The sequence below is a fragment of the Actinokineospora auranticolor genome, assembly GCF_002934265.1.
GTDB lineage: Bacteria > Actinomycetota > Actinomycetes > Mycobacteriales > Pseudonocardiaceae > Actinokineospora > Actinokineospora auranticolor.
The window spans coordinates 138,714-163,428 of the sequence record NZ_PTIX01000013.1 but is presented as its reverse complement, the minus strand read 5'-3'; the positions used below and the strand labels follow the sequence as shown (position 1 = coordinate 163,428).

Sequence of the window (24,715 nt, the reverse complement as noted above, 5' to 3'; positions counted from 1 at the left end):
CGCTCGGGGGTTCGTGGGGAGTCTCTCGGTGGAGCGCGGATGGTCGACTTAGGACAGCGCGCCGATGACCTCGTCCTCGACCCGGCAGGTCTCGGCGATGACGAGGTCGTAGAGGCCGCGCAGGAAGTCCAGGTCGATGCCGTGCTCGGCGCCGTAGGCCGCGGCCCGGCGCTGCACGACGCCGATCCGGTGCGGCTGCATCATGGGCACGTCGTGCGCGCGCTTGTGCTCGGCGATCTCCACGCACACGCCGATGCGCCTGCGCAGGACGTCCAGCAGGTCGAAGTCGATGGCGTCCAGGCGGGCGCGCAGCGCCTCCAGGACCTCGGTGGTGGGGACGGTGTGCTGGGCGGTCACGACGGGCCCTCCGGTGTGGGTGCGCGACGAGGCCCCCGGCACGGAAGTCCGGGGGCCTCGTCGGCTCTTTGTGTGGTATTCGGTTGTGCTTTTCCGGGTGGTCCGCGGTGGTGACCGCGGGCATTCCGGGGTCAGCTGAAGTCGAAATCGCCCGTCCGGGTGCGCTTCAGCTCGAAGAACTGCGGGTAGCTCGCCAGTTCGCGGGCCGCGTCGAAAAGCCGGGCGGCCTGTTCGCCGCGCGGGATCTTCATCAACACCGGGCCGAAGAAGGCGACGCCGTCGATGTGGATGGTCGGCGTGCCGACCTCCTCGCCGACCGGGTCCATGCCCGCGTGGTGGCTGGCCCGCAGGGCCGCGTCGTTGGCGTCGGTGTCGGCCGCCGCCGCGAGCGACGGGTCCAGGTCGAGCGCGGCCAGCGCCTCGGCCACGACCGCGGCGTAGTCCTTGTCGCCGCCGTTGTGGATCCGGGTGCCCAGCTCGGTGTACAGGTCGCGCAGCACCGGGTCGCCGTACTTCTCGGCGGCGGCGATGGCCACCCGCACCGGGCCCCAGGCCCGGTCGCAGAACTCCCGGTACCAGGCCGGGATCTCCTTGTGCTCGTTGAGCACCGACAGGCTCATCACCCGGAACGACAGGTCGATGTCGCGGTGCTGCTCGACCTCGAGGATCCAGCGGGAGGTGATCCAGGCGAACGGGCAGGCCGGGTCGAAGTAGAAGTCGACGCGCGGGCGCCCGGCCGTGTCTTGGGCCGTCATGGGGAGGTCTCCTTGGTCGCAGCCGTTCGGTGTGCGGCTGACCATAGTGCTTTGCGGAAAGGATTCGCGCCGTGATGGCCGTGTGTCCCGCGGAAGTTCGCCTGATCGGCGTCCGGGCACACGGAAGTGGCTCGGGAAAAGCGTGACACGCCCGGAGGTGGGCCGTCAACCCCTACTGCCGTCAAATCCGGTTTCGTATTCGTCGGCGGCCGACTTCACGACTTCGGCCAACCGGCGGACCCCGATTTCTATCACCGCGGGCTCGGGAAAGGAATAGGACACGCGGAGGTGGTCGTCGCCACTGCCGTCGGCGAAGAAACCGGTACCCGGCACGTACGCCACGCCTGCCTCGACGGCGCGCGGCAGCAACGCTTTGGCCCGCACCCCCGCGGGCAGCCCCAGCCACAGGAAGAACCCGCCTTCCGGTACCCGCCAACGGGTCCCGGGCGGCATGTGCGCGGTCAGCGCGGACAGCATGGCGGCCCGCCGCTCCCAGTACAGCTCCCGCAGGCCCTTGACGTGGTCGCCCCAGGGCTCGGTGGACAGGTACCTGGCCACGGCCGCCTGGGCGAGGCTGGAGTGGCACAGCACGGCCGCCTCGGCCGCCAGCACCAGCTTCGCCGTCACCGCGGCCGGGGCCAGCGCCCAGCCGACGCGCAGCCCCGGCGCCAGGATCTTCGAGAACGACCCCAGGTACACCACGTCCGGCGCCATCGCCCGGAGCGCGCGCAACGGCTCGCCTTCCAGGCGCAGCAACCCGTACGGGTTGTCCTCCACCACCTGGACCCCGGCCCGCGCGCTCGCCGTCAGCACCTGCGCGCGGCGGTCCGCGCTCAGCGTGACGCCGGACGGGTTGGCGAAGTTGGGCACGGTGTAGAGGAAAGCCACCCGGTGCCCCGCCCGCCGCGCCCGCTCCGCCGCCTCGGCGACGGCCGGGCCCGAGAGCCCCGCGCCGTCGTCGGGCACGTGCCGCACGCGAACCCCGTGCGCGGCGAAGGTCGCCAGCGCGCCGACGTAGGCCGGTGACTCCACCAGCACCACGTCACCGGGGTCGGCGAGCACCCCGGTCACCAGGTCCAGCGCCTGCTGCGCGCCGGTGGTCACCACGACGTCGCGCGGGTCGGCGCGCACGTCCTCGGCGGCCATCACCGCGCAGATCTGTTCGCGCAGCGCGGGATCGCCCTGCCCGGAGGCGTACTGCAGGGCGGTGGGGTCGGTCGCCACCTCGCCCAGGATCCGGGCGAGCACCTGGGTGGGCAGCGCGTCCGCGGCGGGCATGCCACCGGCGAGCGACACCACCCCCGGGCGCGACGCGACCGCGAACAGCGCGCGGATCTCCGAGGCCAGCAGGCCCGCGCTGCGGCGCGCGAACCGGGGGTCTAACGCGGGTTGGTCCGTGGGGGCCATGGGGTTCTCCTTGGTTTATCAGCTGTGCGTGTACTCCCACGCCGCGGCCAGGAAGGCGTTGTTGGCCCGGGTGTCCCCTATGGACACCCGGACACCCTCGCCGGGGAACGCGCGCACGGCCACACCGGCCGCCGCGCAGGCCGAGGTGAACGCGGCGGTGTCCGCGCCCAGCCCGAGCCAGACGAAGTTGCCCTCGGAGGCCGGGACCGGCAGGCCGAGGTCCAGCAGGGCGGACCGGACCCGGCCCACCTCCTTGACGGTGGTCTCCACCCGCGCGGTGAGCTCGTCGCCCGCGCGCAGGGACGCCACGGCGGCGGCCTGCGCGATCCGGTTGACCGCGAAGGAGAGCCCGGTGGTGCGGGCGGCGCGCGCCACCCGCTCGTCCGCCACCGCGTAGCCCACCCGCAACCCGGCCAGGCCGTACGCCTTGGAGAAGGTGCGCACCACGGCCAGCGACGGGCGCCCGGCCAGCAGGTCGAGCCCGTCGGGGGACTCGCGGTCGCGCACGTACTCGACATACGCCTCGTCGAGCAGCACCAGCACCTCCGGCGGCAGGTCGTCCAGGAAGGACTCCAACTCGCGCCGGTGGACCACGGTGCCCGTGGGGTTGTTGGGGTTGCACACCAGCACCGCGCGGGTCTGGTCGGTCACGGCGGCGGCCATCGCGGTGAGGTCGTGCCGGTCGTCCCGCAGCGGCACGGGAACCGGGGACATGCCCGCGAGCCGCGTCAGCGTCGGGTACGCCTCGAACGACCGCCACGCGTACACCACCTGCCCGCCCGGCTCGGCCGCTGCGGAGAGCAGGTTGCCCACCACACCGACGGAACCGCAGCCGACGGCCACCTGCGCGGCGGGCACGCCGAGCGTGTCCGCCAGGGTGTTGACCAGTTCGGTCGAGGCGTAGTCGGGGTAGCGGTTCGCCCCGGCCGCCGCGGCGGCGATGGCCGCGGCGACCGGGGGCAGCGGCCCATCCGGCGACTCGTTGGCGCCCAGGAGGAACATCTCGCCGGACGGCGCGGCGACCTTGGGGCCGGGTCGGTAGGTCGGCATCGACTCCACGACCGGTCGGAGTCTGGGGTGGACGGTCATCTCGGTGTTCCCTTCTCAGGCCCGCGCGAGCGGTGCGGGGGCGGACTGGGCCGCCAGGACGGACCGGTACTGCGCGATGATCACCGCGCCGAGAGCCAGGTAGAGCGCGGCCATGCCCCAGGCGGGGACGACCGCGCCGAGGGTGACGCAGGCCGCCGCCAGGCCCTGGGCGACGCGGATGTTGAGGTTGTAGACGGCCATATAGCGGGTGCGGCTGTGGTCGGGCACCAGGTTGGCCAGCAGCGCCTGCTTCACCGGCACGCTCATCAGCTCGCCGATGGTGAACACCAGGCCCGCCACCATGAGCAGCCACCCGGTGCCGCTGACCGCGAGCACCGCGTAGCCGCCGACGAACAGCGCCGTGCCCAGGTACAGGCCGGTGCGGTCGGACACCCGCCGCAACAGCGTCGTGGAGAACAGCGCCAGCACGACCACGAGGATGGTGTTCTCGGCGCGCAGCACCCCGAGCATGCCCACCCCGTCGACCACCGGGGACCAGCCGACCGGCAGCAGCGCCTGGCTGGGGAAACCCGCCGCCAGGCGCACCGCGATGTGGTTGACCAGTTGGAACTCCACCGCGAGGGTGAGCGTTCCGGCGATCATCAGCTTGAGGAACACCTTGTCCCGCAACACCAACCGGTAGCCCGCGCCGAACTCGCGCAACGCCGCGGCGACCCCGGGCGGGCGGACCCGGTCGGTGTCGGTGTCCGGTTTCGTCTCGGCGATCAGGAAGTACGTCGTCGCCAGCACCCCGGCCGTGGCCGCCGCGGCGAGCCCGAGCACCAGGGCGAAGTGCGCGCTGTACAGCGCCGCGCCGAGCAGCGCGCCGATGGCCAGCGCCAGGTTCGTGGCCCAGAAGTTGACCGTGTACACGCCCTTGCGGATCTCCGGCGTGCTCAGGTCGACGATCATCGCGTCGTTGGCGGGCAGCGCCACGCTGGCCGCGAACTTGTTCGCCAGGTACCCCAGGTAGACGAGTAGGGAGCTGTCCACGGCGCCATCCCCAGCACCCTCTGCCACCGCCATCAGCGCGAACGTCACGGCGGCGGCGGCTTCGGCGACCAGCAGCGTGCGCCGCCGCCCGTGCAGGTCGGCCACGTGCCCGCCGACGAGCATGCCGACCACGCCGAGCGCGATGACCGCGATCAGCAGCCCGCCCGCGGCGGCGACGCCGAAGGTCAGCGCCAGGTGGATGGCCATGAACGAGGTGATCATCGAGTCGACCAGCCGGTTGACGAACCCGACGCCGACCCGGATCCGCAGACTCGGGTGCAGGTCCTTGAGGTTCACGCCGCCACCCCCACCCCGCCGACGTCGATCTCGACCGCGGCCAGCACCTTCGCGTCCACTTCGGACACGTAGCGCGCGGCCAGTTCGGCGGTCTCGGCGGACACGACCGCGTAGCCGTGCCTGCTCCGCCAATCCACCGTCTCCGGCACGGTGTCGCCGGGGGAGAACGGGAAGGACAGCTCGTCGACGAACGGCAGGGCCCGGATCGCCGACAGGTCGCCGACCGACCGCACCACCCCGAGCGGCAGCGCGAAGTAGTGGATCCGCGCCTCGTGGTCCCGGGTGCGCGCGGCGGGCGCGCGGCCCGCGAGCGCGGCGAAGACCGCCCGCTCGATGTCGATCCCGGTGGCCAGCTCGACCAGGCGCGGGATGCGGTCGCCGCCCAGCCGGGCCTGCGACTCGATCAACCGGGGGCCCGCCGGGGTCAGCTTGACCTCGGTGTGCGCGGGCCCGGACCGGTACCCGGCGGCGGCCAGCATGGCCACCACCAGCGCGCCGATCGCGTCGGTGTCGGCCGACGGCGGCGCCGGGTGCCGGTGCCCGGCCTCGACGAACAGCGGCGGCGGCCCCAGCCGCTTCGCGGTCACCCCGATGACGTGGTGCGCGCCGTCGACGCTGATCGTCTCGACGCTGAACTCCGGCCCGGTCAGGTACTCCTCGACCAGCACCGGCCCGGTGTAGCCGACCGCGTCGAGCCCGGCGCCCCAGGCCGCGAACGCGGCCCGGTCCCCGATCAGCTCGACGCCGCGGCTGCCGGAGAGCCGGGTCGGCTTGGCCACCACCGGCAGGTCGAACCCGTCGAGCAGGTCCGCCGCCGCGCGCCAGTCCGCCGCGTCCGCGTAGCGCACGGGGGAGAGGCCGCGCTCGGCCAGCAGGTGCCGCAGCGCCAGCTTGTCGTTGAGCAGGTGCGTGGCCTCGGCGGAGTTGACGCCGATGCCCAGCTCCTCGGCCACCCGGGTGGCCAGGCCCATGCTCTCCTCCTGCCCCACGTGGTAGAGCAGGTCTGCGCCGAACTCCTCGGCCGCCTCGCGCAGGGCGCGCTCGTAGGCCACCGGGTCGTCGAAGTCGGTCAGCCAGAAGCCGTCGACCTGCGCCTCGACCGTCTCGAGGTACCGGTCGGCCAGCCCACCGAAGATCCGGTACGCGGCCCGGCTGTCCCAGACCGCGCCCAGCCGGAAGCCCTCGGCCTTCGCTTTGGCCAGGTACGCCTGGTAGGGCATGACCATCAGCAGGTTGGTCACCCTGGGGTTCGTCACAGCTCAGCCCTCCACTGCGGACTTGGTGCGGATGGTGATCGCCGCGCGGACGCGGGCCTCGACGGCGTTGAGCTCGTCGACCGACGGCGCGTCGATGAAGAAGGTCACCGAGCGGTCGTCGGAACTGGTCAGGGGGCGCAGCACCGCGCCGCGGTCCTGGTGCACGTGCACCGCGCGCAGCGCCGCCGGGGCGTCGCCGGGCAGCGGCGCGGGCTGGTGCCACACGCCCGCCTCGCCGACCCACTCGGCGGTGACGCCGGGCCAGTCGACGACGACGTCCTCGAGCACGCCCGCGGGGTGCTCGAGGTAGACCTGCCGCGTGTACCGGCGCGGCGACGGGTAGTCCGCGTGCTCGCCCAGCGCGATCCGCAGCACCTCCGGTTCCAGCGGCTTGCCGGTGGCCAGCTCGTAGAGCGAGCACAACCCGTCGCCCGGCGGGCGGGCCGCGATCTCCATCAGCACCGGGCGCCCCTCGGCGGTCACCCGCCACTCCGCGTGCGTGATGCCGTCGCGCACGTCGAGCGCGTCGAGCACCCGCTGGTTGGCGTCGAGCAGCAGCTCCTGCACGTGCGGGTGGTCGCTGGGCACGGTGTGCGCGAGTTCGACGAAGAAGCGGCCACCGGAATCGTTGGTGTCCTTGCGCGTCACCGAGGCGAAGATCGCTTTCCCGTGTTGCACCAGGCTCTCCACCGAGTACTCCGGTCCGATGATCTTCTCCTCGACCAGGACCGTTTCGAACTCCCCGTAGCGGGCGAGTTCGGCGGCCAACGCGCGTTCGTCGTCCACGGTGACGACACCGGAGCTGGAGTGCCTTCCCGACGGCTTCACCACGGCCGGGAATCGCACTCCGGAGACGTCCTCCCCACCGATCACCACCCGTGGGCTGAATTCGGGGAGGTACCAGCGCTGCAGGTACTTGCTGCGGCACGCGCGGCTCGCGCGCAGCCCCGGTCCGGGGACGCCGAGCGCGTCGGCGATCAACCCGGTCGGCTCGACCATGGTCTCGCCGACCGCGTACGCGCCGACGATGTCGTAGCGCTCCCGCCAGGTCATCGCCGCGGCGACCGGACCCGACAGCAGCGACCCCTCGCGGCGCACGCCGCCCGCGACGAAGGCGATGTCCTCGACGTCGGCGAGCGGGTGGTCCGGGTCCCCCGTGGCCCGGTCCGCCTCGGCCCGCCAGTCGGCGGAGGTGATCAGCAGTGCCCGCAGGCCGCGGGCGCGCAGCTCGGCGAGGTAGCGCGGCGCCCGGCACACAGCCAGCAGCGACCCGGCGAGGATGAAGGCCCTGGGTAACGAGGGGTCCGGCATGGTGGTGCTCCAATGCGAATGAAACAGTCAGACTCACACCGCGTGCGCAGGGGTGTTCACGGCGATTGAACTGGCCGTAGGTGAAATGGGATCCGGGGCCGATACGCCTGTCCGCCTGCCGTGCGGGCAAAGCTGCGCCCCGAGAAAAGCGTGACATCCCGGGGTGCGGTGGTCAACCGTTTTCGACGGGAATTTTCCTCATTTTTCGAGCACCTGATTCCGGGCATGCGAATAGGGTCCTCCGAATCGGAGGACCCTATTCAGGCCGCGTCAGCTCGCTATTTTCTCCTGTTGTCCGCGCAGGATCTCGCGTAATTCGTCGAGGCTGTACTCCGCCTTCCCCGGTCGGCCGTACCGGGTGAGCCTGCCCCGGCTCGCCCACTTGCGGATGGTCGCCTCGGACACGCCCGCGGCCAGCGCCGCGAGCTCGGTGGGCACGGTCCGGCCCCGCGTGCGCTGCCTCACGCCACGCCCTCCGCGACCTCGTCGGGCTCCTCCAGCAGCAGCCACTGGCTCGCCGCCACGTGGTGGCCCGCCGCGCAGGACGCGCCGTGCGCCACCGCGTCCGAGCCCGCGCCGATGGTCGCGTAGACCGTCATGCCGCAGCCCGGGGTGCCGCAGGAACCCAGGTCGACGCGCTCGCTGGTGCTCGGGTCGAGCACCGCGCGGGCCGCGTCGGCCAGGTCGGTGATCTCCTCGGCCAGGTCCGCCGCCGCCTCGTGGGCCAGCAGCCAGTCCAGGTTGCGGTACAGGAAGGTGGACAGCACGTGCACCCGGCGCGACGGCGGGCGCTCGACGCCGAGCTCGTCGACGATCAGCGCCGTCCACGACGACAGCACGCCGAGCACGCTGGCGCGCACCGACACCGCGGTCGGGTTGAGCGAGATCCCGCCCGGGATCCCGCCGCCCTTGACCCGGACGACCTCCGGCCGCCTGCCCGGTGTCAGCGACTGCGCGCAGGACTCGTGCAGCCCGGGCAGTGCCCGCAGCTCGTCGCGCAGGGCCTGGCGGCACCGGTCGCAGCCGCGCAGGCCGGTCAGCGCGGATCCGGTGCAGGAAGGGGTGACGCGCAACTCGCAGGGGGACACGGACATGGTGATCTCCTCGTGGGTTCGGCGGTTCGCCGGGTGGACTGCCTGGGTGTGACTCAGCTGTCGAAACGCTGTCCCGCCGGTGGCTACCCGCGGGTGGGGACCCCGGGGCCGTCCGCCACGACGGCCCGTAGGACGTGGCCCGCGAGCAGGGCCTCGAACTCCGCCCCGTCGCCGAGCAGCTCGACGAGCAGGACGTGGTCGTGCTCGGTGCGGCCGGGGTGCTCCCCGGCCAGCACCTGCCCGAGGTCGGCGGCCAGGTGCGGGCCGCGGTGGCCCCTGGTCCGCCCGCCCCGGGCCGGGGTCGCGGTCAGCAGGTTCTCCGACCGGCCGAACGCGACCCGGTCGTCGGTGTAGATCTCGTGCACGCCGTCGAGCAGCGCGGCGGGCAGGTCGACACCGGTCGTGTTGACCAGCAGGGCGCCCTTGGCCAGCCGCGGCGCGTCCAGCCGGGCGCACCCGGCCAGCACCACCAGGTTGGCCCCGAACACCGCGTCGGCCGGGCTGTCGACCAGCGACAGCCCGATACCGGCGCTCTCCAGCCGGTCCAGCACGTCCCGCCCGGGGGGCGGGCACCCGACGGTGGCCACGGCGACGTGGCTGATGTCGGGCACGTGCCTGCGCAGCACCGTCAGCTGGATGTCCAGCGCCGGTCCCGAGCCGATGACCGAGGCGGTCACCACCCCCGGGGCCAGCAGGTGCCGGGTGGCCAGCGCGGTGAGCACCGCGCGCCGGTACTCGCGCAGACCGGCCGCGGGCAGCGCGCAGCGCTGCCCGCGCTCGGCGGACGCGAACTCGGCGACCTCACCGTCGGCACCGGCGCCGCCGGGCCCGAAGGTGAGGCTGCCCGCGGTGGCGGTCCAGCCGGTGCGGCCGGTGGACCGGGCGACGAGTGCCTCCGCGACCGACTCCACCGCGTCGACGTGCTCCACCGCGCGGCGCAGCTCGTCGTCGCCGAGCCGGATCGTCGGGGTCTGCATCGCGATCCCTCCCGTTGTTCGCTTGCGTCGTTTCCGATGCCGCGAACGTTGGTCGGCCCGACCTTCGAACGGCTTTCCGGCCGCTATCGGCGCGCCATGCGCGCACCGATGGCGCACGGAACGAGGACGGATGGCGACGAGCCCTGAACTGGTGTCAGCCCAGGGGAACAGCCCCCCGGAACACCACGGAGGTCCCGATGTCCGCCACCCGCAAGGTCACCGCCTCGGTCCTGATCACCTTCGCCGCCACCATCGGCTTCTCCCTCGCCAACCAGGGCACCGCCGCCGCGGAGGACACCCACTGGGGGATCACCACCACCCAGGGCGACGGCCCGGTCTGCCCGAAGGACACCCACTGGAGCACCGAGACCCTGGCCTGCGTCGAAGACACCCACTGGTGAGCCGCGTCCCGCTGGGGGAACACCGCACGCCACCGACCACCCGTCACCGATCCCGACGGTCCCGATGACCCACACTCTCGCAGCGACAGCGCTCTCAGCGACAGACCGCTCGTCGACCACCCACCCGAGGGCCGCCCGTACCGGGGAAGCCCTCTCTGGGGAAGCCCGTACCGGGGAAGCCCATCCCGCCACCGCGCGCTCGGCGGTGCCCCGTTCAGAGACCGCGGTCCGCGTACCCGTCCGGCAGGCTGGTGGACGCGAGCGCCGACCGGGTCACCTCGACCTCGGCCAGCAGTTGCCCGGCCTCCTTCGACCCGAGATCGGCCAGCAGCTCGGCGGCGCGGTCCACCGCGGCCAGCGCCGCCGCCCCCGTCTCGTGCGCCTCCGACAGCGCCAGCAGGGCTTTCGCCTGCCACAGCGCCGATCCCAGCTCGTCGAACAGGGCTCGCGCCTGCTCCAGGTGCGGGGTGCCCGCGCCACCGCCGCCGCGGGCCAGCGCGATCCGGCCCAGCGCGTACAGGGCCTTCGCCTCGATCAGCCGCTCGCCCACCCGGCGCGAGAGGTCCAGCGCGTGCACCAGGGTGGTCTCGGCGTTGTCGAGCCTGCCTTCCTTGTGCCGCACCACACCCAGCCCGTAGAGCGCGTACGTCTCGCCGATGCGGTCGCCGGTGTCGCGGACGATCTGCAGCACCCGGTGCAGCGACTTGCGGGCCAGGTCGATCTGCCCGGTCGCCACGTGCAGCTCCGCCACCCGGTGCTCCACCTGCGCCTCGGCGCGCAGGCAGCGCACCTCGCGGCAGATGCGCACCGCGTCGTCGAGCAGGGCCCGCGCGACCGCGGTCTCGCCCTCCTCCAGGTGGTGCTTGGCCAGGCTGCGCAGGATGTGCGCCTCGCCGATGCGGTCGCCGACGGCGCGCATGGTGGCCAGCGCCTCGGTGTACTTGGCCAGCATCGCCCCGACGTCGCCGCGCAGCCCGTCGACGTGCGCGTGGTTGCGCAGCACCAGCGCGCGGCCGTGCTCCTGGCCCGCGCGGCTGAACTCGGCCAGCGCCTCGGTGAAGCACTCGCCCGCCTCGGCGAGCCGGGTCTGCATCATGTGCAGCGTGCCCACGGAGTACCGGGTGGCCGCCACGCCGAGCAGGTTGCCCGCGCGTTCCGCGGCGTCCAGCGCGATCCGGGCGCACTCCTGCCAGTCGTCGAAGTAGCCCTTGGACTCGAACAGCGTCACGGAGGTGAGCGCCAGGTCCCAGCACAGCTCGTCGAGCCCGGCCTGCGCGGCCTGGCGCACCGCGGTCACCAGGGACCGGCGTTCGCCGTCGAGCCAGTCGATCGGGTTCGCGGTGAGGCCGATCTCGTCCCAGGTGGCGGGTGCCCAGCGGGCCGCGACACCGTGCAGGATCGTGTAGTCACCACCGTATTCCCGCCGGTGCGCCTCCTCGGCCAGGCCCAGCCAGGCGCCCAGCAGCCGGGCCAGCGTCTCGGTGCGCTCGGTCTGGCCGGTCGACTCCCACAGCTTCTCCCAGGCGTAGACCCGGATCAGGTCGTGGAAGCGGTAGCGCGGGGCGCTCGCGTCGGCGTACTCGACGGTGTCGAGCAGCTGCGCGTCGACCAGGCTCTCCAGGATGTCCTCGGCGTCGAACATGTCGGTGTCCAGCAGGGCCGCCGCGGTCCACGCCGGGAACTCCGGCGCGCGGATCAGCGCGAACAGCTGGAACAGCCGCTGCGCCTGCGGGGGCAGGTCGCGGTAGGTGAGCCCGATGTTGGAGCGCAGCTCCAGGCCGTGGTGGGCGAACTCGTCGAGCCTGCGGGCCTCGTCGCGCAGCCTGCGCACCAGGCCGTCGATGCGCCAGTGCGTGCGGGAGGCCAGGCGGGCGCCCGCGATGCGCAGCGCCAGCGGCAGCCCGCCGCAGAAGGTGATCAGCTCGACCGCGGCCTCCGGCTCGGCCTCCACCCGCGTGGTGCCGATGATCCTGGTCAGCAGCTCCACGGACTGGTCGACGTCGAACACGTCCACGTCCACCCAGCGCGCGCCGGGCAGGCCGGACAGCCGCACCCGGCTGGTGGTGATCACCGCGCAGGTGGCGCTGCCCGGCAGCAGCGGCAGCACCTGGGCCTCGTCGGTGACGTCGTCGAGGACGAGCAGCAGCCGCTTGCCGGAAACCCGGCTGCGGTAGAGCTCCACGCGCTCGTCGAGGTCGTCGGGCACCGCGGTACCGGGCACGCCGAGCGCGCGCAAGAAGCGGGCGAGCAGCTTCGCGGTGCGGTCGTCGCCGTCGTGTGCCCGCATGTCCGCGTAGAGCTGCCCGTCGGGGAAGTGGTCGGCCACCTCGTGCGCGGCGCGCACCGCGACGCTGGACTTGCCCACGCCGCCCTTTCCCGATATGGCGACGATCGGCACCGCGTAGCGGACCTCTTCCGGATCGGCTTCCAAACCCGCGCGGATGCTCTCCACGAGGTCGTCGCGGCCGGTGAAATCGGTGATGCTGGCCGGGAGCTGCCGTGGGATCGTCAGCGGCGCCTCGGCCTGCGCGGGGGCGCCCGCGGCGGGGGACCGGTCGCCCGGCCGGTCGCCTTCGGTCGCCGCGCCACGGGTTGTGCCCGGTCTGGGCGGCGGCGCGCTCAGCGCGGGGTCGCGGTTGAGGATCGCGCGTTCGAGGTCCTGCAGTTCCTGACCGGGTTCGATGCCGATCTCCTCGATCAGCGCGGCGCGCGCGGCGCGGCCCACCTCCAGCGCCTCGGCCTGCCTGCCCGCCCGGTACAGGGCCAGCATCAGGAAGCCGTGCAACCGCTCCCGCAGCGGGTGCGCGTGCACCAGCGCGCGCAGTTCGCCGCTGATCTCCTCGTGCCTGCCCAGTTGCAGGTCGAGCCGGATGCGCTCCTCGATCACCGCGACCCGCCGGTCGTCGAGCGGTACGGCCGCGCGCCGCACCAGGTCGCTGGCCACGCCGGAGAGCGCGGAACCGCGCCACAGCGCCAGGGCCGCGCGCAGCGTGGCCGCCGCGTCCTCGACCCCGCCCGCGTCGGCCTCGGCCCGCGCGCGGGTGACCATGGCGTTGAACCGCAGGCTGTCGACGTCGTCGTCGGCCAGTTCCAGCAGGTAGCCGGGCGGTCGGGTGCGGATGGCGTCCGCGCGGCCCGCGTCGCCGAAGAGCTTGCGCAGCGCGGAGATGCAGATCTGGATCTGCCCGCGCGCGGTCGACGGCGGGGAGGCGTCCCACACCGCGTCGATGAGCTGCTCGACCGGGACCACCCGGTTGGCGTTGAGGCCGAGCACGGCCAGCACGATCCGCTGCCGCGGTCCGCCGAGGTCGAGGGTGCGCTGGTCGACGACCATCTCGATGGGCCCGAGAAGCCTCAGCACCACGTGCTCGTCCCTCCGTGTGTCCACAAGGTCCGTGTCAGTCGCGCGTGGCGGGCGGCGCGGTGTCGTGGGCCGTTTGGCTCGGTCGTACACCCCGACCAAACCGGGTGTCGGGGGTGGAAATTTTCACACTCATCCAGCGAAAGGTCACTTGGTACCACTCCACTGTGGCCGGTCCTGGTTCGCGTCCATGATTATCGCACGCGGCGTGGGGAAGGAGAGAAGTGTTCCGGAGATTCGTTCCGCCTGCTGGACCATCCAGGGGACTCGCCCTAGCCCAACTGACCAATTCCATCGGGGACGGTGCCTATTATGTCTGCTCGACGCTCTATTTCACCCGTATTGTGGGATTGTCCCCAACCCAGGTCGGGTTCGGTCTGACCCTGGGCTGGGCACTGGGCACGCTGGCGGGGGTGCCGCTCGGGCACCTCGCCGACCGGCGGGGGCCGCGCGGTGTCGCGGTGCTGCTCGCGGTGGCCACCGCGGTGGCCGTGGCGGGCTTCGCGCTGGCCCGCTCGTTCCCGGCTTTCCTGGTGGCGGCCTGCGTCTACACGGTGTGCCAGTGCGGGCTCGTGGCGTCCCGGCAGGCCCTGCTGGCGGGGGTGGTGGACGCGGCGGGCCGGACCAAGGCCCGGGCGTACCTGCAATCCACCGCCAACGCGGGGATCGCGATCGGCGCGGCGGTCGGCGGCGTCGCGCTGCAATTCGACACCGAGGCGGCCTACCTGTCGGCCTTCGCCCTCGACGCGCTGACCTTCCTGGGTGCCGCGCTGGTGCTGCGGCGGCTGCCGCTGGTGCCCGGGGTGGAACGGGCAGGCGATGGTGAACCGGCGCTGGGCGTGTTGCGCGACCGACCGTACGCGGTCATCACCGTGCTGAACTCGGTGATGATGCTGTACATGCCGCTGCTCAGCGTCGTGCTGCCGCTGTGGGTGGTCGAGCACACCGCCGCGCCGCGCTGGATGGTCGCCGGGCTCATGGTCGTCAACACCGTCACCGTGGTGCTGTTCCAGGTCTCGGTGGCCAACCGGGTGACCGACCTGGACAGCGCCGTGCGGATGGTGCGCGTGTCGGGTGTGCTGCTGCTCGCGGCGTGCGCGGTGTTCGCCCTGTCCGCCGGGGGACTGGCGGCGTGGGCGGCGGTCGCGGTGCTGCTCGCGGGCGCGCTCTTGCAGGCCGTCGGCGAGATGATGCTCGCCTCCGGCTTCTGGGAGGTCAGCTTCGGGCTGGCCCCCGAGGGCAGGCACGGGCAGTACCAGGGCTTCTTCGGCAGCGGCATCTCGGTGGCCAGGACCGTCGGGCCGCTGCTGCTGACCGCGCTGGTGATCGGGGGCGGCGCCGTCGGCTGGCTGGTGCTCGGCGGGCTGTTCCTGCTGGCCTCGCTGGCCACCGCCCCGGCTGTGGCCTGGGCCCGCCGCACCCGACCCGCGACCGTCTGACCGCGTAGTACGACGAGGCCGATGTCCGCGCCACCCAGGTGGCGCGGACATCGGCCTCTTCTGCGCTTTCAGTGCTCTGACCTGCGGGAAAGACCGCTATCGGTTCGCTATTGATGGCCGCCTCCCGGCGAAAAGCCGACCCAAAGCACCCGCGCGCACGCTGAGCGGGCCGAGGGGTTCGGCGCACGGCTGGACGGGAGGAACGCCAATGGACCGGGTCACCAGGGCCGCACCGGTAGTGGGCATCGCGCGGGAGCCGGGGCCCGGCCTGCTGCGGCTGTGCGCCGAGGACTGGGACACCGTGGTCGGGCGCGACCCGTCGATCCGCAGCCGAGCCGAGGGCCTGCTGCACCCGGCGCTGACCGCGCTGTGGGCGCACCGGATCGCGCACCGGCTGCACGGCGTCGGCCTGCGGCTGCCCGCCCGGACCCTGATGCTGCTGGTCCGCGCCGTCACCGGCGTCGAGATCCACCCGGGCGCCCGGGTCGGCAGGCGGGTGCTGATCGACCACGGCTCCGCCGTCGTCATCGGCGAGACCGCCGTGGTCGGCGACGACGTGACCATCTACCACCAGGTCACCCTCGGCGCCGTCGGCTGGTGGCGGGACAACCGCCGCCCCGACGGCGAGCGCCGCCACCCCGAGGTCGGCGACGGGGTCATCCTCGGCGCCAACGCCACCGTGCTCGGCCCGGTCCGCATCGGCCACGGCGCGGTCATCGGCGCCCAGGCGCTCATCGTCGCCGACGTGCCCGACGGCGCCACCGCGCTGGCCCCCGTCGCCACCATCACGCCCCGCCAGTCGCACCGCACCCCCCGGAGGAAAGCGTCATGACCGCCTTACTGGCCCGACAGCGGGTCGCCGAGCGCATCGACGAGCTGGTCGGGGGCACCCCGCTGCTGCGGTTGCCGTCGACCGGTGCCCGGGTGCTGGCCAAGCTGGAGTCGGCCAACCCGGCCGCCAGCGTCAAGGACCGGGCCGCGCTGTGGATGCTGCGCGGCGCCGAGCGCGACGGGCACCTGACCCCCGGGTCCGGTGTGGTCATCGAGGCCACCTCGGGCAACACCGGCATCGCGCTGGCGGCGCTGAGCGCGGCGCGCGGCTACCGGTGCGTCATCGTGCTGCCGGACAACGCCACCGCCGAGCGGATCGGGCTGCTGCGGGCGCTGGGCGCCGAGGTCGTGCAGACCCCCGCCGAGCTGCGCTACCAGGGCTGCATCGACCGCGCCCAGGAGCTGCACGACGCCACCCCCGGGTCGTGGTTCCCGCGGCAGCACGCCAACCCGGACAACCTCGCCGCGCACTACGAGTCCACCGGACCGGAGATCTGGGAGGACAGCGCGGGCAGCGTCGACATCCTGGTCTGCGGGGTCGGCACCGGCGGCACGCTCTGCGGCACCGCGCGCTACCTCAAGGAGCGGAACCCGCTGGTCCGCGCCATCGCCGTCGAGCCGGAGGGCTCGCCGGTGCTGTCGCGGGGGATCGGCGGCAGCCACGCGATCCCCGGTCTCAACGGCGGCTTCGTCGCCGACACCACCGACGTCGCGCTGATCGACGAGGTGCTCACCGTGGCGGACGCCGAGGCCGCCGACACCGCCCGGTGGCTCGCCCGCCGGGTCGGGGTGCTGGCCGGGATCTCCTCCGGCGCCGCCACCCACGCCGCGCTGCGGGTCGCCGCCCGCCCCGAGAACGCGGACAAGACCGTCGTCACCATCCTGCCCGACACCGGCGAGCGCTACCTCAGCTTCCCCGGGTCGGCCACCGCACCGAAGGGAACCGACCGATGAGCACGCTGCTGCTGGTGGGGGGCACCGACGAGACCGTCGTCAAGGCGAAGGACCTGGGCCTCGCCGTGCTGCTCCTGCAACACCCGACCAAGGTCACGCCCGTGCAGGAGGCCGCCGCCGACGTGCTGCGCGTCGTCGACTTCACCAGGTGGGCCGCGGTCGAGCCGGTCGTCGAGGAGCTGTGGGACATCCACGGGTTCGACGCCGTGGTGTCGCTGACCGAGCCCGGCCTGGACAACGCGGGCCGGATCAACGACCGCTACGGCCTCGGCGGCACCGGCCTCGACGTCACCCGCCGGTTCCGGGACAAGCTCGCCATGCGCGCGCACCTGGCCCGGCACGACCCGGACGCGGTCGGCGCGGAGCCGCTGGAGCAGCGCACCGACCTGGACGCGTTCGCCGCCCGCTACGGCTACCCGTTCATCGTCAAGCCGACCGACGCCACCGCGGGCATCGGCGTGCTGCGCGTGGACGGCCCGGCCGACCTGGACCGGGCCTGGGCGCTGGTCGCCCGGCTGCGCGGCACCCGCACCGACCGGGTGTCCACGCTGTTCGTGCTCGGCGAGTTCCTCATGGAGCAGTACCTCGACGGGCCCGAGTACAGCGTGGAGACGTTCTCCTTCGCCGGTCGGCACGTGGTCGTCGCGGTGACCGAGAAGTTCAGCGACCCGGACTGCTACGCCGAGCTGGGCCACGCCGTGCCCGCCCGGATCAGCGCCGACGACGAGGACCGGATCCGCGCCGAGGTGCCGCGGTTCCTCACCGAGATGGGCCTGCGCGACGGCGTGGCGCACACCGAGGTGCGGGTCGGCTCGCGCGGGGTCGCGGTGATCGAGAGCCACAACCGGGTGGCGGGTGACGCCATCCCGGAGCTGGTGCAGGCCGCGTACGGGGTCGACCTGGTGTCCTACTCCGTCGGCTGGCCGTTCGGGCTGGTGCCGCAGCTGCCGGACCGGCCGGTCGCGTACGCCGGGGCGAGCACCCGGGCCGTGGTCGGCGAGCCGGGCGTGGTGACCTCCGTCGACGGGGTGACCGCGGCCACCGTGCAGGACGGCGTGCTGGTCGTCCGGATCTCCGCCAAGCCCGGGGACGAGGTGCGCGCATTGCGTGACAACTGGGACCGGTTGGGCCTGGTCGCGGTCGCCGCCGAGGACACCGACGCGGCTCTCGAGGCGGCCGCGCGGCTGGTCGACGAGGTGCTCGACATCCGGGTGCAGACCCCCGCCGGGGCGCGTCGGGCGCGGGTCGCCGGGATCGCCGAGGCGGTGTCGGTGTGAGCGTCCTGGTCGTGCACCGCAACCCGTTCGAGCCCTTCCCGTACGGGTCCTGGCTGGCGGATTACCCGGGGGAGGTCATTGTGCTGGCCGCCCGGGATCGGATCCTCGCGGCGGGGGAGGCGATTCCCGCCGACCACCCCGGCGTGACGCGCCTGGAACTCCTGCCCGATTTCTCCGACGAGGAGGAACTGTTCCGAATCGCGCTCGCGTTGGCCGAGAAGTTCGAGGTCAGCGCGGTCGTCGCGCACCACGAGGGGGACGTGCTGGTCGCCGCCAGGGTGCGCGAGCACCTGGGGCTGGCCGGGGCGTGGCCCGCCGACGTGCTGCCGTACCGGGACAAGGCGCTGATGAAGCGGATGCTCGTCGCCGCGGGCATCGAGGTGGCCGAGCACGCGGTCGTGCGCGCGCCCGAGGAGGTCTGGGAGTTCGCCGACGAGCACGGCTACCCGGTCGTGGTCAAGGACGTGGCGGGGTACAACGCGATCGGTTTGCGGATCTTGCCCGAACGCGCAGACCTGGTGCCCTTCCCCGAACCCGTTCTGGTGGAGGCGTTCGTCCCGGGGCGTATGTGCCATGTGGACGGTCTGGTGGTCGGCGGCCGGATCGTGCTGGCGTGGGCGTCGCAGTACCAGTACGAGCTGTCGTCCTTCGGCACCGACCCGGGCGCCCGGATCGACCTGACCCTCGACGTCGACGACCCGCTCTCGGCGCGGCTGCTGGCCCTGGCCGAGCGGACGATCGCGGCGCTGCGCCTGACCAACGGCAGGCTCACCGAGCACGCCTTCCACGCCGAGGTCTTCCACACCCCGGACGACCGGCTCGTGGTCTGCGAGATCGGGTCCCGGCCGGGCGGGGCGAAGATCCGCGAGGTGGCGGCCGCGATCTTCGGGGTCAACCTGGGCGAGTACGTCACCCGCGCGCAGGTCGGGCTCGACCTGCCGCTGCTGGCCGACACCCTGGCCGGTGGCCCGCCGCCACGCCCCGCCCGGATGAGCGGGCAGGTGCTGATGATGAAGCGCCCCGGCGCGGTGCGGTCGGTGCCGGAGCCGCCGACCGAGCCGTGGGTGTCGAGGTTCTGGCGCTACGCCGAGCCCGGTGGGGTCATCCCACCGGCGGCCGGCTCGGCGGACTTCCTGCTCGCGGCCGTGGCCACCGGCGCGGACCGGGCGGAGGCCGAGTCGCGGCTGCGCGCCCTGGGGGCGCGGTTCGAGGCGGAGACGGTGATCGAGGCGGTCGGGGAATTCGGGGAAGGGGCGCGGTCATGAGCGGGTCGAGGACGCGGTACCTGGTCGGGATGGCGGTGGACGCGACCGGGGCGGGGCTGTACCTGCCGCTGTCGCTGCTGTACTTCCACCACGTCACCGGCATGCCCATCGCCCAGGTCGGGGTGGTCATGACGGCCGGGGCGCTGTTCGCGCTGGTCGGCAACCCGATCGCGGGCACGCTGGTGGACCGGCTGGGCGCGCGGTCGGTGGTGGTCGGCGGGTACGTGCTGCGGGCCGTCGGGTTCGCCGCCTACCCGCTGGTCGACTCGGCGACCACGATGTTCCTGGCGGTCGCCCTGGTGGCGGTCGGCGACGGCTCGTTCCCACCGTCGATCCAGGCGCTGGTCGCCGAGATCGCCGAGGGCACGGCGCGGGACAAGCTGCTGGCCGCGCAGCGCAGCATGCGCAACGCGGGCTTGGGCCTCGGCGGCCTCGCCGCGGGCGGCGCGCTGACCATCGGCAGCGACGCGGCCTACACGGGGATCGTGCTGGCCACCGGGGTCGCGTACCTGGCCGCCGCGGTGATCATCGGCACCATCCCGCTGCCCGCGCGCGGTCGGCGCGGTCGGGCCGCGATCAAGGGCGGCTACCGCGAGGTGTTCGCGAACAAGCCGTTCCTCGCCCTGGCGCTGGTCAACGTGCCGATCGCGTTCGGGTACATGGTGCTGGCGGTGGCGCTGCCGGTGTACATCACCCAGCAGCTGCACGCCGCGACCGGTCTGGTCGGCGCGCTCTACGCGGTGAACACCATCGGCATCGCGGTGCTGCAGATCCCGGTCACCCGGATGCTGGTGCGCTACCGCCGCACCCGGGCCACCGCGCTGGGCGCGCTGGTGATCGGCGCGTCGTTCGTGCTGTTCGCCTTGCTCGGCGCGGTGTCCTCGGCGACGGCGGTGCTGCTGGTCGGCTCGTTCGTGGCCACGGCGCTGTTCACCGCGGGCGAGCTGATGCACGGCGCCACCGCGTCGGCGCTGGTGTCCTCGGCCGCGCCGGTCGAGACGCGCGGGCGGCACCTGTCGGTTTACCAGTTCTCGTGGGCCATTCCCACGGCGCTGGCCCCGGCGGTGCTGACCGCGCTGCTGTCCGCGTCGGCGATCGGCATGTGGCTGGTCCTGGCCGCCGGTGTGGTCGGCTCGGCCGCCGCCATGGTGCGGCTTGAGCCGCGCTTGCCCGCGGACGCGGTGCGGCCGAAGGCGGTGGTCACCGCCGCCGTGCCGCGTCCGGTGGAAACCGTGATGGGCGAACCTGTCGTCGGTGGACCTGTTGCGGTTGAAACCATCGTGTCGGCCCGGTCGGTCTCCGTGCGTTGACGAGTCCTTTATGGACTATACGCCGGGTGCGTGAATCCGTTACCAGTTAACGGGTTCACGCACCCGGCGTTTGGTGTTTGTCCTCTACCGTGACCGATAGGCGGTCGATGGCGGACGGACAGCGTCGATCCCCAACCTTGGCGTGTAGCCGTTGTCCACGAAGGGGGTCGCACGTGAAACACACCTTGCCGCAGGTCGACGCCGTCACCGCGGGGTTCAACCGGACGCGGCGGGACCGTCCGGAGCGGACGCTGGTGCACCTGCTCGACGAACAGGTCCGGTTGCGCGGCGCCGACCCCGCCGTCCTGCGGGGCGACCAGCGGGTGACCTTCCGGGAGCTGTCCGAGCGGGCCCGCCGCCTCGGCGCGCACCTGCGCTCGCTGGGCGTGCGGCGCGACGAGTCCGTCGGCCTGTTCGTCGAGCCGTCGGTGGACCTGGTCGTCGGCGCGTGGGGGGTGCTGCACGCGGGCGGCGCGTACCTGCCGCTGGCCCCCGACTACCCCCAGGACCGGCTGCGCTACATGATCGAGGACTTCGGCGGCGGCCTGGTCCTCACCCAGGACGCGCTGGTCGAGCGGCTGTCCGCGCTGGTGCCCCCGCACACCCGGGTCGTCACCGTGGAGCAGGCCCTGGCGAGCACCGCCGAGCCGCTGACGGCCGAGGAGGAGCCGCGGCCGGGCGACCTGGCGTACGTCATCTACACCTCCGGCAGCACCGGCAAGCCCAAGGGCGCGATGATCGAGCACCGGGCCATCGCCGCGCAGCTGGCGTGGATCCGCGACGAGCACGGCATCGACGAGCGCCGCGTGCTGGTGCAGAAGACCCCGGTGAGCTTCGACGCCGCGCAGTGGGAGCTGCTCGGGGCGGCCTGCGGCGCCACGGTCGTCGTCGGGGAACCCGGTGTGCACCGGGACCCGGAGGCGTTGGTGGACACCATCAAGGCGCACGGCGTGACCACGCTGCAGTGCGTGCCGACGCTGCTGCAGGCCATGCTCGACACCGAGCGGATGGCCGAGTGCGCCACGCTCGCCCAGGTGTTCTGCGGCGGCGAGGCGCTGTCGCGGACCTTGGCGCAGCGGTTCTTCGCCGAATTCCCCGGCCGCGACCTGGTCAACCTGTACGGGCCGACCGAGTGCACCATCAACTCGTCGTCGCACCGGGTCGACCCGGCCACGGTCGCCGACGGCCCACCCACGGTGCCCATCGGCACGCCCGTGCACAACACCCAGTACCACATCCTCGACGGGGACCGGAATCCCGTGGCGGTGGGGGAGATCGGCGAGCTGTACATCGGCGGCGCCCAGCTGGCCCGGGGCTACCTGGGCAAGCCGGACCTGACCGCCGAGCGGTTCGTGCACAACCCGTTCGCCGCCGACTTCGGCTCACCGCGGCTGTACCGCACCGGGGACCTGGCGTACTGGAACCCCGACGGCACCGCGGTGTTCGTCGGCCGCACCGACAACCAGGTGAAGCTGCGCGGGTTCCGCATCGAGCTCGACGAGGTGCGGCTGGCGCTGGAGACCCACGAGTGGATCAAGCACGCGGCCGTGGTGGTGCGCGACGACCCGCGCACCGGGTTCCAGAACCTGGTCGCCTTCGTGGAGCTGAACCCGCGCGAAGCCGCGCTGATGGACCAGGGCGCGCACGGCTCGCACCACCAGTCCAAGGCCAGCAGGCTGCAGATCCGCGCGCAGCTGTCCAACCCGGGCGTGCGGGAGCCGTCGGAGCTGCGCCGGAAGTCCGCAGTGGACTTACCGGGCGCGGAAGCGACGCCGCTGCAACGCCGGGCCGTGTTCGCCCGCAAGTCGTACCGCTTCTACAACGGCGGTTCGGTGTCCCGGCAGGACATCCTCGACCTGCTGCTGGCCCCGCCGCCGCGCGCCGCCGCCCCGCGCGACCCGGCCGAGGTCGACCTGGCCGAGCTGGGGACGCTGCTGCGCATGTTCGGCCAGTTCCACAGCACCAAGCGGCTGCTGCCCAAGTACGGCTACGCCTCGCCGGGGTCGCTCTACGCGGCCCAGACCTACCTGGAGGTCGACGGGCTGTTCGGGCTGGCGTCCGGGTTCTACTACCACCACCCGGTCGAGCACCGGCTGTACCTGGTGCGCCCCAAGGCGACCACGTCGTTCGGCAAGCCGCGCGCCCGGCTGCACTTCGTCGGCAAGCGGCGGGCCATCGAACCGGTGTACAAGCTCAACATCCAGGAGGTGCTGGAGATCGAGGCGGGCCACATGGTCGGGCTGTGGGAGCAGATCCTGCCCGCGCACGGCCTGACCGTGCGCGCCGCGCCGTACGACCCGGCGGTCAAGGACCACCTGGAGGTCGCCGACGAGGACTACTACCTCGGCGCGTTCGGGATCGTGCCGAGCCACCCGGCGCCGGTGGCCGAGCCGGTGGACGTGTACGTGCAGGCGCACCCGGACAAGATCGCCGACCTGCCCGCCGGGCTGTACCGGCTGGCCGGGGGCGACCTGGTGCCGGAGGGCGGCGGGGTCATCGAGCGCAAGCACGTGATCGCGATCAACCAGCAGTCCTACCAGCGGGCCAGCTTCGGCATCGCGCTGGTGAGCCGGACCGCGCAGGAGTGGCGCGCCTACCTCGAGCTGGGGCGGGTGCTGCACCGGTTGCAGGGGCTGCGGTCCGGGCTGGGGCTGATGTCGTCGGGGTACAGCTCCAAGTCCGGCAACGACCTGCCCGCGCACCGCAGGCTGGTGGCGCTGCTGGAGGCGCGCGGGCTGCCGGTGGGGCCGTCGTACTTCTTCATCGGTGGCAAGATCAGCGATGAGCAGGTCCGGCACCGGGGCATGAAGGAGGACGCCGTGCACATGCGCGGCCCCACCGAGATCATCCGCGACGACCTGCGGTCCTTCCTGCCGGACTACATGATGCCGAACAAGGTCGTCGTGCTGGACCGGCTGCCGTGCACGGCCAACGGCAAGATCGACACCCGGGTGCTGGCCGAGTCGGACCTGGCCGAGGCCGACGAGGTCGACCGCCCCGTGGTCGCCCCGCGCACCGACACCGAGCGCCGGATCGGGGAGATCTGGAAGGCGCTGATGAAGGTGGAGGTCGTGTCGGTGCAGCACGACTTCTTCGAGGCGGGCGGCAACTCGCTGCTGGCGGTCGGGATCGTCAACCGGGTCAACAAGGAGTTCGGGACCTCCCTGCCGCTCCAGGTGGTCTTCGACGCGCCGACGGTGGAGGCGCTCTCGGCGGTGGTCGACGGTGGGCGCGCGGAGGAGACTTCCCGGGTCGTCCGGCTGTCCGCGGCGGGTTCGCTGGAGGCGGTGCACTGCTGGCCCGGTCTCGGCGGGTACACGATGAACCTGCGGCTGCTGGCGGCGCGGGCGGGCATCGGGCGGCCGTTCTACGGGGTGCAGGCGTTCGGGATCAACGAGGGCGAGACCGCGTACCCGGACATCGGCGAGATGGCGGCGCGGGACCTGGAGCTGATCCGCCGCAACCAGCCGCGCGGGCCGTACACGCTGTGGGGCTACTCCTTCGGCGCCCGGGTGGCGTTCGAGGCGGCGCACCAGTTGGAGCTGGCGGGGGAGCGGGTGGAGAACCTGTTCCTGCTGGCCCCGGGCTCGCCCAGGGTCGGGGATTCCCTCGACCGGGCCACGGGGTGGCGGAACCGGACGTACGTGACGATCCTGTTCTCCGTCTTCGCGGGCGCCGTCTCGGGTCCGCTGCTGGAGGAGTGCCTGCGCCGCACCCGCGACGAGACCACGTTCGTCGAGTTCATCGCGGCCCACTTCGACCACCTGGGCCTCGACCTGATCCGCCGCATCGCCCGCGTGGTGCACCGCACGTACCGCTTCGACTACACCGACGAGGAACTGGCGCGACGCCGGGTGGCGGCGCCGGTGACGGTGTTCCGGGCGCGGGGGGACCTGCCGTCCTTCGTGGACCGGAGCGCGTTGGACGTGCCGGACCTCAGGGTGGTGGACGTCGACGCGGACCACTACGGGATGCTGCGCGAGCCGTTGATCGATGAGCTGGTCCGCCGGATCAGACTGCGCCTGACCCAGTCCTGACCCCGGCCTGACCGCAGGAGGAGGAGCCATGCCGCACGTGAATGTCAAGCACTTCCCGGCCGAGCTGACCGAGGCCCAGACGGAGCGGCTGTCGACCGCGCTGACCGCGGTCATCATGGAGGCCTTCGGCTGCCAGGAGAAGGCGGTGTCGATCGCGCTGGAACCGGTGGGGCCGGAGGTCTGGACGGAGCGGGTCTACGGTCCGGAGATCACCGACCGGGCGGAACTGCTGATCCGCAAGCCCGGCTACTGACCAGTGTGGTCCTGCCACCGGCCCCCTCCGGTGGCAGGACCACACCGCCCA

Annotated in this window: 20 protein-coding genes; 9 read left to right on the top strand and 11 right to left on the bottom strand. The window is 72.9% G+C overall.

The window, feature by feature from the left end; genetic code table 11:
* Positions 1-48: 48 nt before the first annotated feature.
* From CLV40_RS23215 to CLV40_RS23170, 10 genes are all read right to left on the bottom strand, one after another.
* Positions 49-357, bottom strand: coding sequence for a chorismate mutase family protein (locus tag CLV40_RS23215; RefSeq protein ID WP_219824077.1), 309 nt, complete (start codon positions 355-357; stop codon positions 49-51).
* Positions 358-488: 131 nt separating this feature from the next.
* Positions 489-1,112, bottom strand: coding sequence for a DsbA family protein (locus tag CLV40_RS23210; RefSeq protein WP_104481083.1), 624 nt, complete (start codon positions 1,110-1,112; stop codon positions 489-491).
* 165 nt (positions 1,113-1,277) lie between these two features.
* The gene (locus tag CLV40_RS23205; protein ID WP_104481082.1) at positions 1,278-2,519 is read right to left on the bottom strand and encodes an aminotransferase-like domain-containing protein; all 1,242 of its coding nucleotides are present in this window, start codon (positions 2,517-2,519) and stop codon (positions 1,278-1,280) included.
* An 18-nt stretch (positions 2,520-2,537) separates the two neighbouring features.
* On the bottom strand, positions 2,538-3,608 hold the full coding sequence (locus CLV40_RS23200; protein WP_104481081.1) for a histidinol-phosphate transaminase: 1,071 nt from the start codon (positions 3,606-3,608) through the stop codon (positions 2,538-2,540).
* Between the two features lie 15 nt (positions 3,609-3,623).
* Entirely contained in the window at positions 3,624-4,898 is a 1,275-nt protein-coding gene (locus CLV40_RS23195) for an MFS transporter (protein WP_245931495.1), read from the bottom strand.
* Positions 4,895-6,154 carry an ATP-grasp domain-containing protein gene (locus CLV40_RS23190; protein ID WP_245931494.1) on the bottom strand — a complete coding sequence of 420 codons (1,260 nt, stop codon included), beginning with the start codon at positions 6,152-6,154 and terminating at the stop codon, positions 4,895-4,897. Before CLV40_RS23190 ends, CLV40_RS23195 begins: the two co-directional genes overlap by 4 nt.
* Positions 6,155-6,157: 3 nt before the next feature.
* The gene (locus tag CLV40_RS23185) at positions 6,158-7,465 is read right to left on the bottom strand and encodes an ATP-grasp domain-containing protein (RefSeq protein ID WP_104481080.1); all 1,308 of its coding nucleotides are present in this window, start codon (positions 7,463-7,465) and stop codon (positions 6,158-6,160) included.
* A gap of 270 nt (positions 7,466-7,735) precedes the next feature.
* Positions 7,736-7,930, bottom strand: coding sequence for a hypothetical protein (locus CLV40_RS23180; protein ID WP_104481079.1), 195 nt, complete (start codon positions 7,928-7,930; stop codon positions 7,736-7,738).
* Entirely contained in the window at positions 7,927-8,559 is a 633-nt protein-coding gene (locus tag CLV40_RS23175; protein WP_104481078.1) for a hypothetical protein, read from the bottom strand. Before CLV40_RS23175 ends, CLV40_RS23180 begins: the two co-directional genes overlap by 4 nt.
* 83 nt (positions 8,560-8,642) lie before the next feature.
* Complete coding sequence (locus CLV40_RS23170; RefSeq protein ID WP_104481077.1) at positions 8,643-9,536, bottom strand: hypothetical protein; 894 nt, start codon at positions 9,534-9,536, stop codon at positions 8,643-8,645.
* Between the two features lie 197 nt (positions 9,537-9,733).
* On the opposite strand from CLV40_RS23170, the gene CLV40_RS23165 reads away from it, so the two are divergent.
* Positions 9,734-9,937 carry a hypothetical protein gene (locus tag CLV40_RS23165; RefSeq protein ID WP_104481076.1) on the top strand — a complete coding sequence of 68 codons (204 nt, stop codon included), beginning with the start codon at positions 9,734-9,736 and terminating at the stop codon, positions 9,935-9,937.
* A 214-nt stretch (positions 9,938-10,151) separates the two neighbouring features.
* Here CLV40_RS23165 and CLV40_RS23160 read toward each other — a convergent pair whose 3' ends face one another.
* Positions 10,152-13,298 carry an AfsR/SARP family transcriptional regulator gene (locus tag CLV40_RS23160; protein WP_146108191.1) on the bottom strand — a complete coding sequence of 1,049 codons (3,147 nt, stop codon included), beginning with the start codon at positions 13,296-13,298 and terminating at the stop codon, positions 10,152-10,154.
* Positions 13,299-13,522: 224 nt separating this feature from the next.
* On the opposite strand from CLV40_RS23160, the gene CLV40_RS23155 reads away from it, so the two are divergent.
* From CLV40_RS23155 to pptA, 8 genes are all read left to right on the top strand, one after another.
* Positions 13,523-14,737: an MFS transporter gene (locus CLV40_RS23155; protein WP_104481074.1), complete on the top strand. Its 1,215-nt coding sequence runs from the start codon at positions 13,523-13,525 to the stop codon at positions 14,735-14,737.
* 208 nt (positions 14,738-14,945) lie between these two features.
* Positions 14,946-15,569: a serine O-acetyltransferase EpsC gene (gene epsC, locus CLV40_RS23150; RefSeq protein WP_104481073.1), complete on the top strand. Its 624-nt coding sequence runs from the start codon at positions 14,946-14,948 to the stop codon at positions 15,567-15,569.
* Complete coding sequence (locus CLV40_RS23145) at positions 15,566-16,522, top strand: PLP-dependent cysteine synthase family protein (RefSeq protein ID WP_104481072.1); 957 nt, start codon at positions 15,566-15,568, stop codon at positions 16,520-16,522. The genes epsC and CLV40_RS23145 overlap by 4 nt, the downstream gene beginning before the upstream one ends.
* Positions 16,519-17,799 carry an ATP-grasp domain-containing protein gene (locus CLV40_RS23140; RefSeq protein WP_104481071.1) on the top strand — a complete coding sequence of 427 codons (1,281 nt, stop codon included), beginning with the start codon at positions 16,519-16,521 and terminating at the stop codon, positions 17,797-17,799. Before CLV40_RS23145 ends, CLV40_RS23140 begins: the two co-directional genes overlap by 4 nt.
* Entirely contained in the window at positions 17,796-19,064 is a 1,269-nt protein-coding gene (locus CLV40_RS23135; RefSeq protein ID WP_104481070.1) for an ATP-grasp domain-containing protein, read from the top strand. The genes CLV40_RS23140 and CLV40_RS23135 overlap by 4 nt, the downstream gene beginning before the upstream one ends.
* Positions 19,061-20,374, top strand: a complete 1,314-nt coding sequence (locus CLV40_RS23130; protein WP_104481069.1) for an MFS transporter — start codon at positions 19,061-19,063, stop codon at positions 20,372-20,374. The genes CLV40_RS23135 and CLV40_RS23130 overlap by 4 nt, the downstream gene beginning before the upstream one ends.
* A 173-nt stretch (positions 20,375-20,547) precedes the next feature.
* Complete coding sequence (locus tag CLV40_RS23125; RefSeq protein WP_219824076.1) at positions 20,548-24,411, top strand: amino acid adenylation domain-containing protein; 3,864 nt, start codon at positions 20,548-20,550, stop codon at positions 24,409-24,411.
* Positions 24,412-24,439: 28 nt separating this feature from the next.
* The gene (gene pptA, locus CLV40_RS39045) at positions 24,440-24,664 is read left to right on the top strand and encodes a tautomerase PptA (RefSeq protein ID WP_104481067.1); all 225 of its coding nucleotides are present in this window, start codon (positions 24,440-24,442) and stop codon (positions 24,662-24,664) included.
* Positions 24,665-24,715 lie beyond the last annotated feature (51 nt).

Coding starts and splice junctions, on each gene's coding strand:
- CLV40_RS23210 (WP_104481083.1), bottom strand. CDS start 1,112: ATGACGGCCCAAGACACGGCCGGGCGCCCGCGCGTCGACTTCTACTTC.
- CLV40_RS23205 (WP_104481082.1), bottom strand. CDS start 2,519: ATGGCCCCCACGGACCAACCCGCGTTAGACCCCCGGTTCGCGCGCCGC.
- CLV40_RS23200 (WP_104481081.1), bottom strand. CDS start 3,608: ATGACCGTCCACCCCAGACTCCGACCGGTCGTGGAGTCGATGCCGACC.
- CLV40_RS23185 (WP_104481080.1), bottom strand. CDS start 7,465: ATGCCGGACCCCTCGTTACCCAGGGCCTTCATCCTCGCCGGGTCGCTG.
- CLV40_RS23175 (WP_104481078.1), bottom strand. CDS start 8,559: ATGTCCGTGTCCCCCTGCGAGTTGCGCGTCACCCCTTCCTGCACCGGA.
- CLV40_RS23170 (WP_104481077.1), bottom strand. CDS start 9,536: ATGCAGACCCCGACGATCCGGCTCGGCGACGACGAGCTGCGCCGCGCG.
- CLV40_RS23165 (WP_104481076.1), top strand. CDS start 9,734: ATGTCCGCCACCCGCAAGGTCACCGCCTCGGTCCTGATCACCTTCGCC.
- epsC (WP_104481073.1), top strand. CDS start 14,946: ATGGACCGGGTCACCAGGGCCGCACCGGTAGTGGGCATCGCGCGGGAG.
- CLV40_RS23145 (WP_104481072.1), top strand. CDS start 15,566: ATGACCGCCTTACTGGCCCGACAGCGGGTCGCCGAGCGCATCGACGAG.
- CLV40_RS23140 (WP_104481071.1), top strand. CDS start 16,519: ATGAGCACGCTGCTGCTGGTGGGGGGCACCGACGAGACCGTCGTCAAG.
- CLV40_RS23130 (WP_104481069.1), top strand. CDS start 19,061: ATGAGCGGGTCGAGGACGCGGTACCTGGTCGGGATGGCGGTGGACGCG.
- pptA (WP_104481067.1), top strand. CDS start 24,440: ATGCCGCACGTGAATGTCAAGCACTTCCCGGCCGAGCTGACCGAGGCC.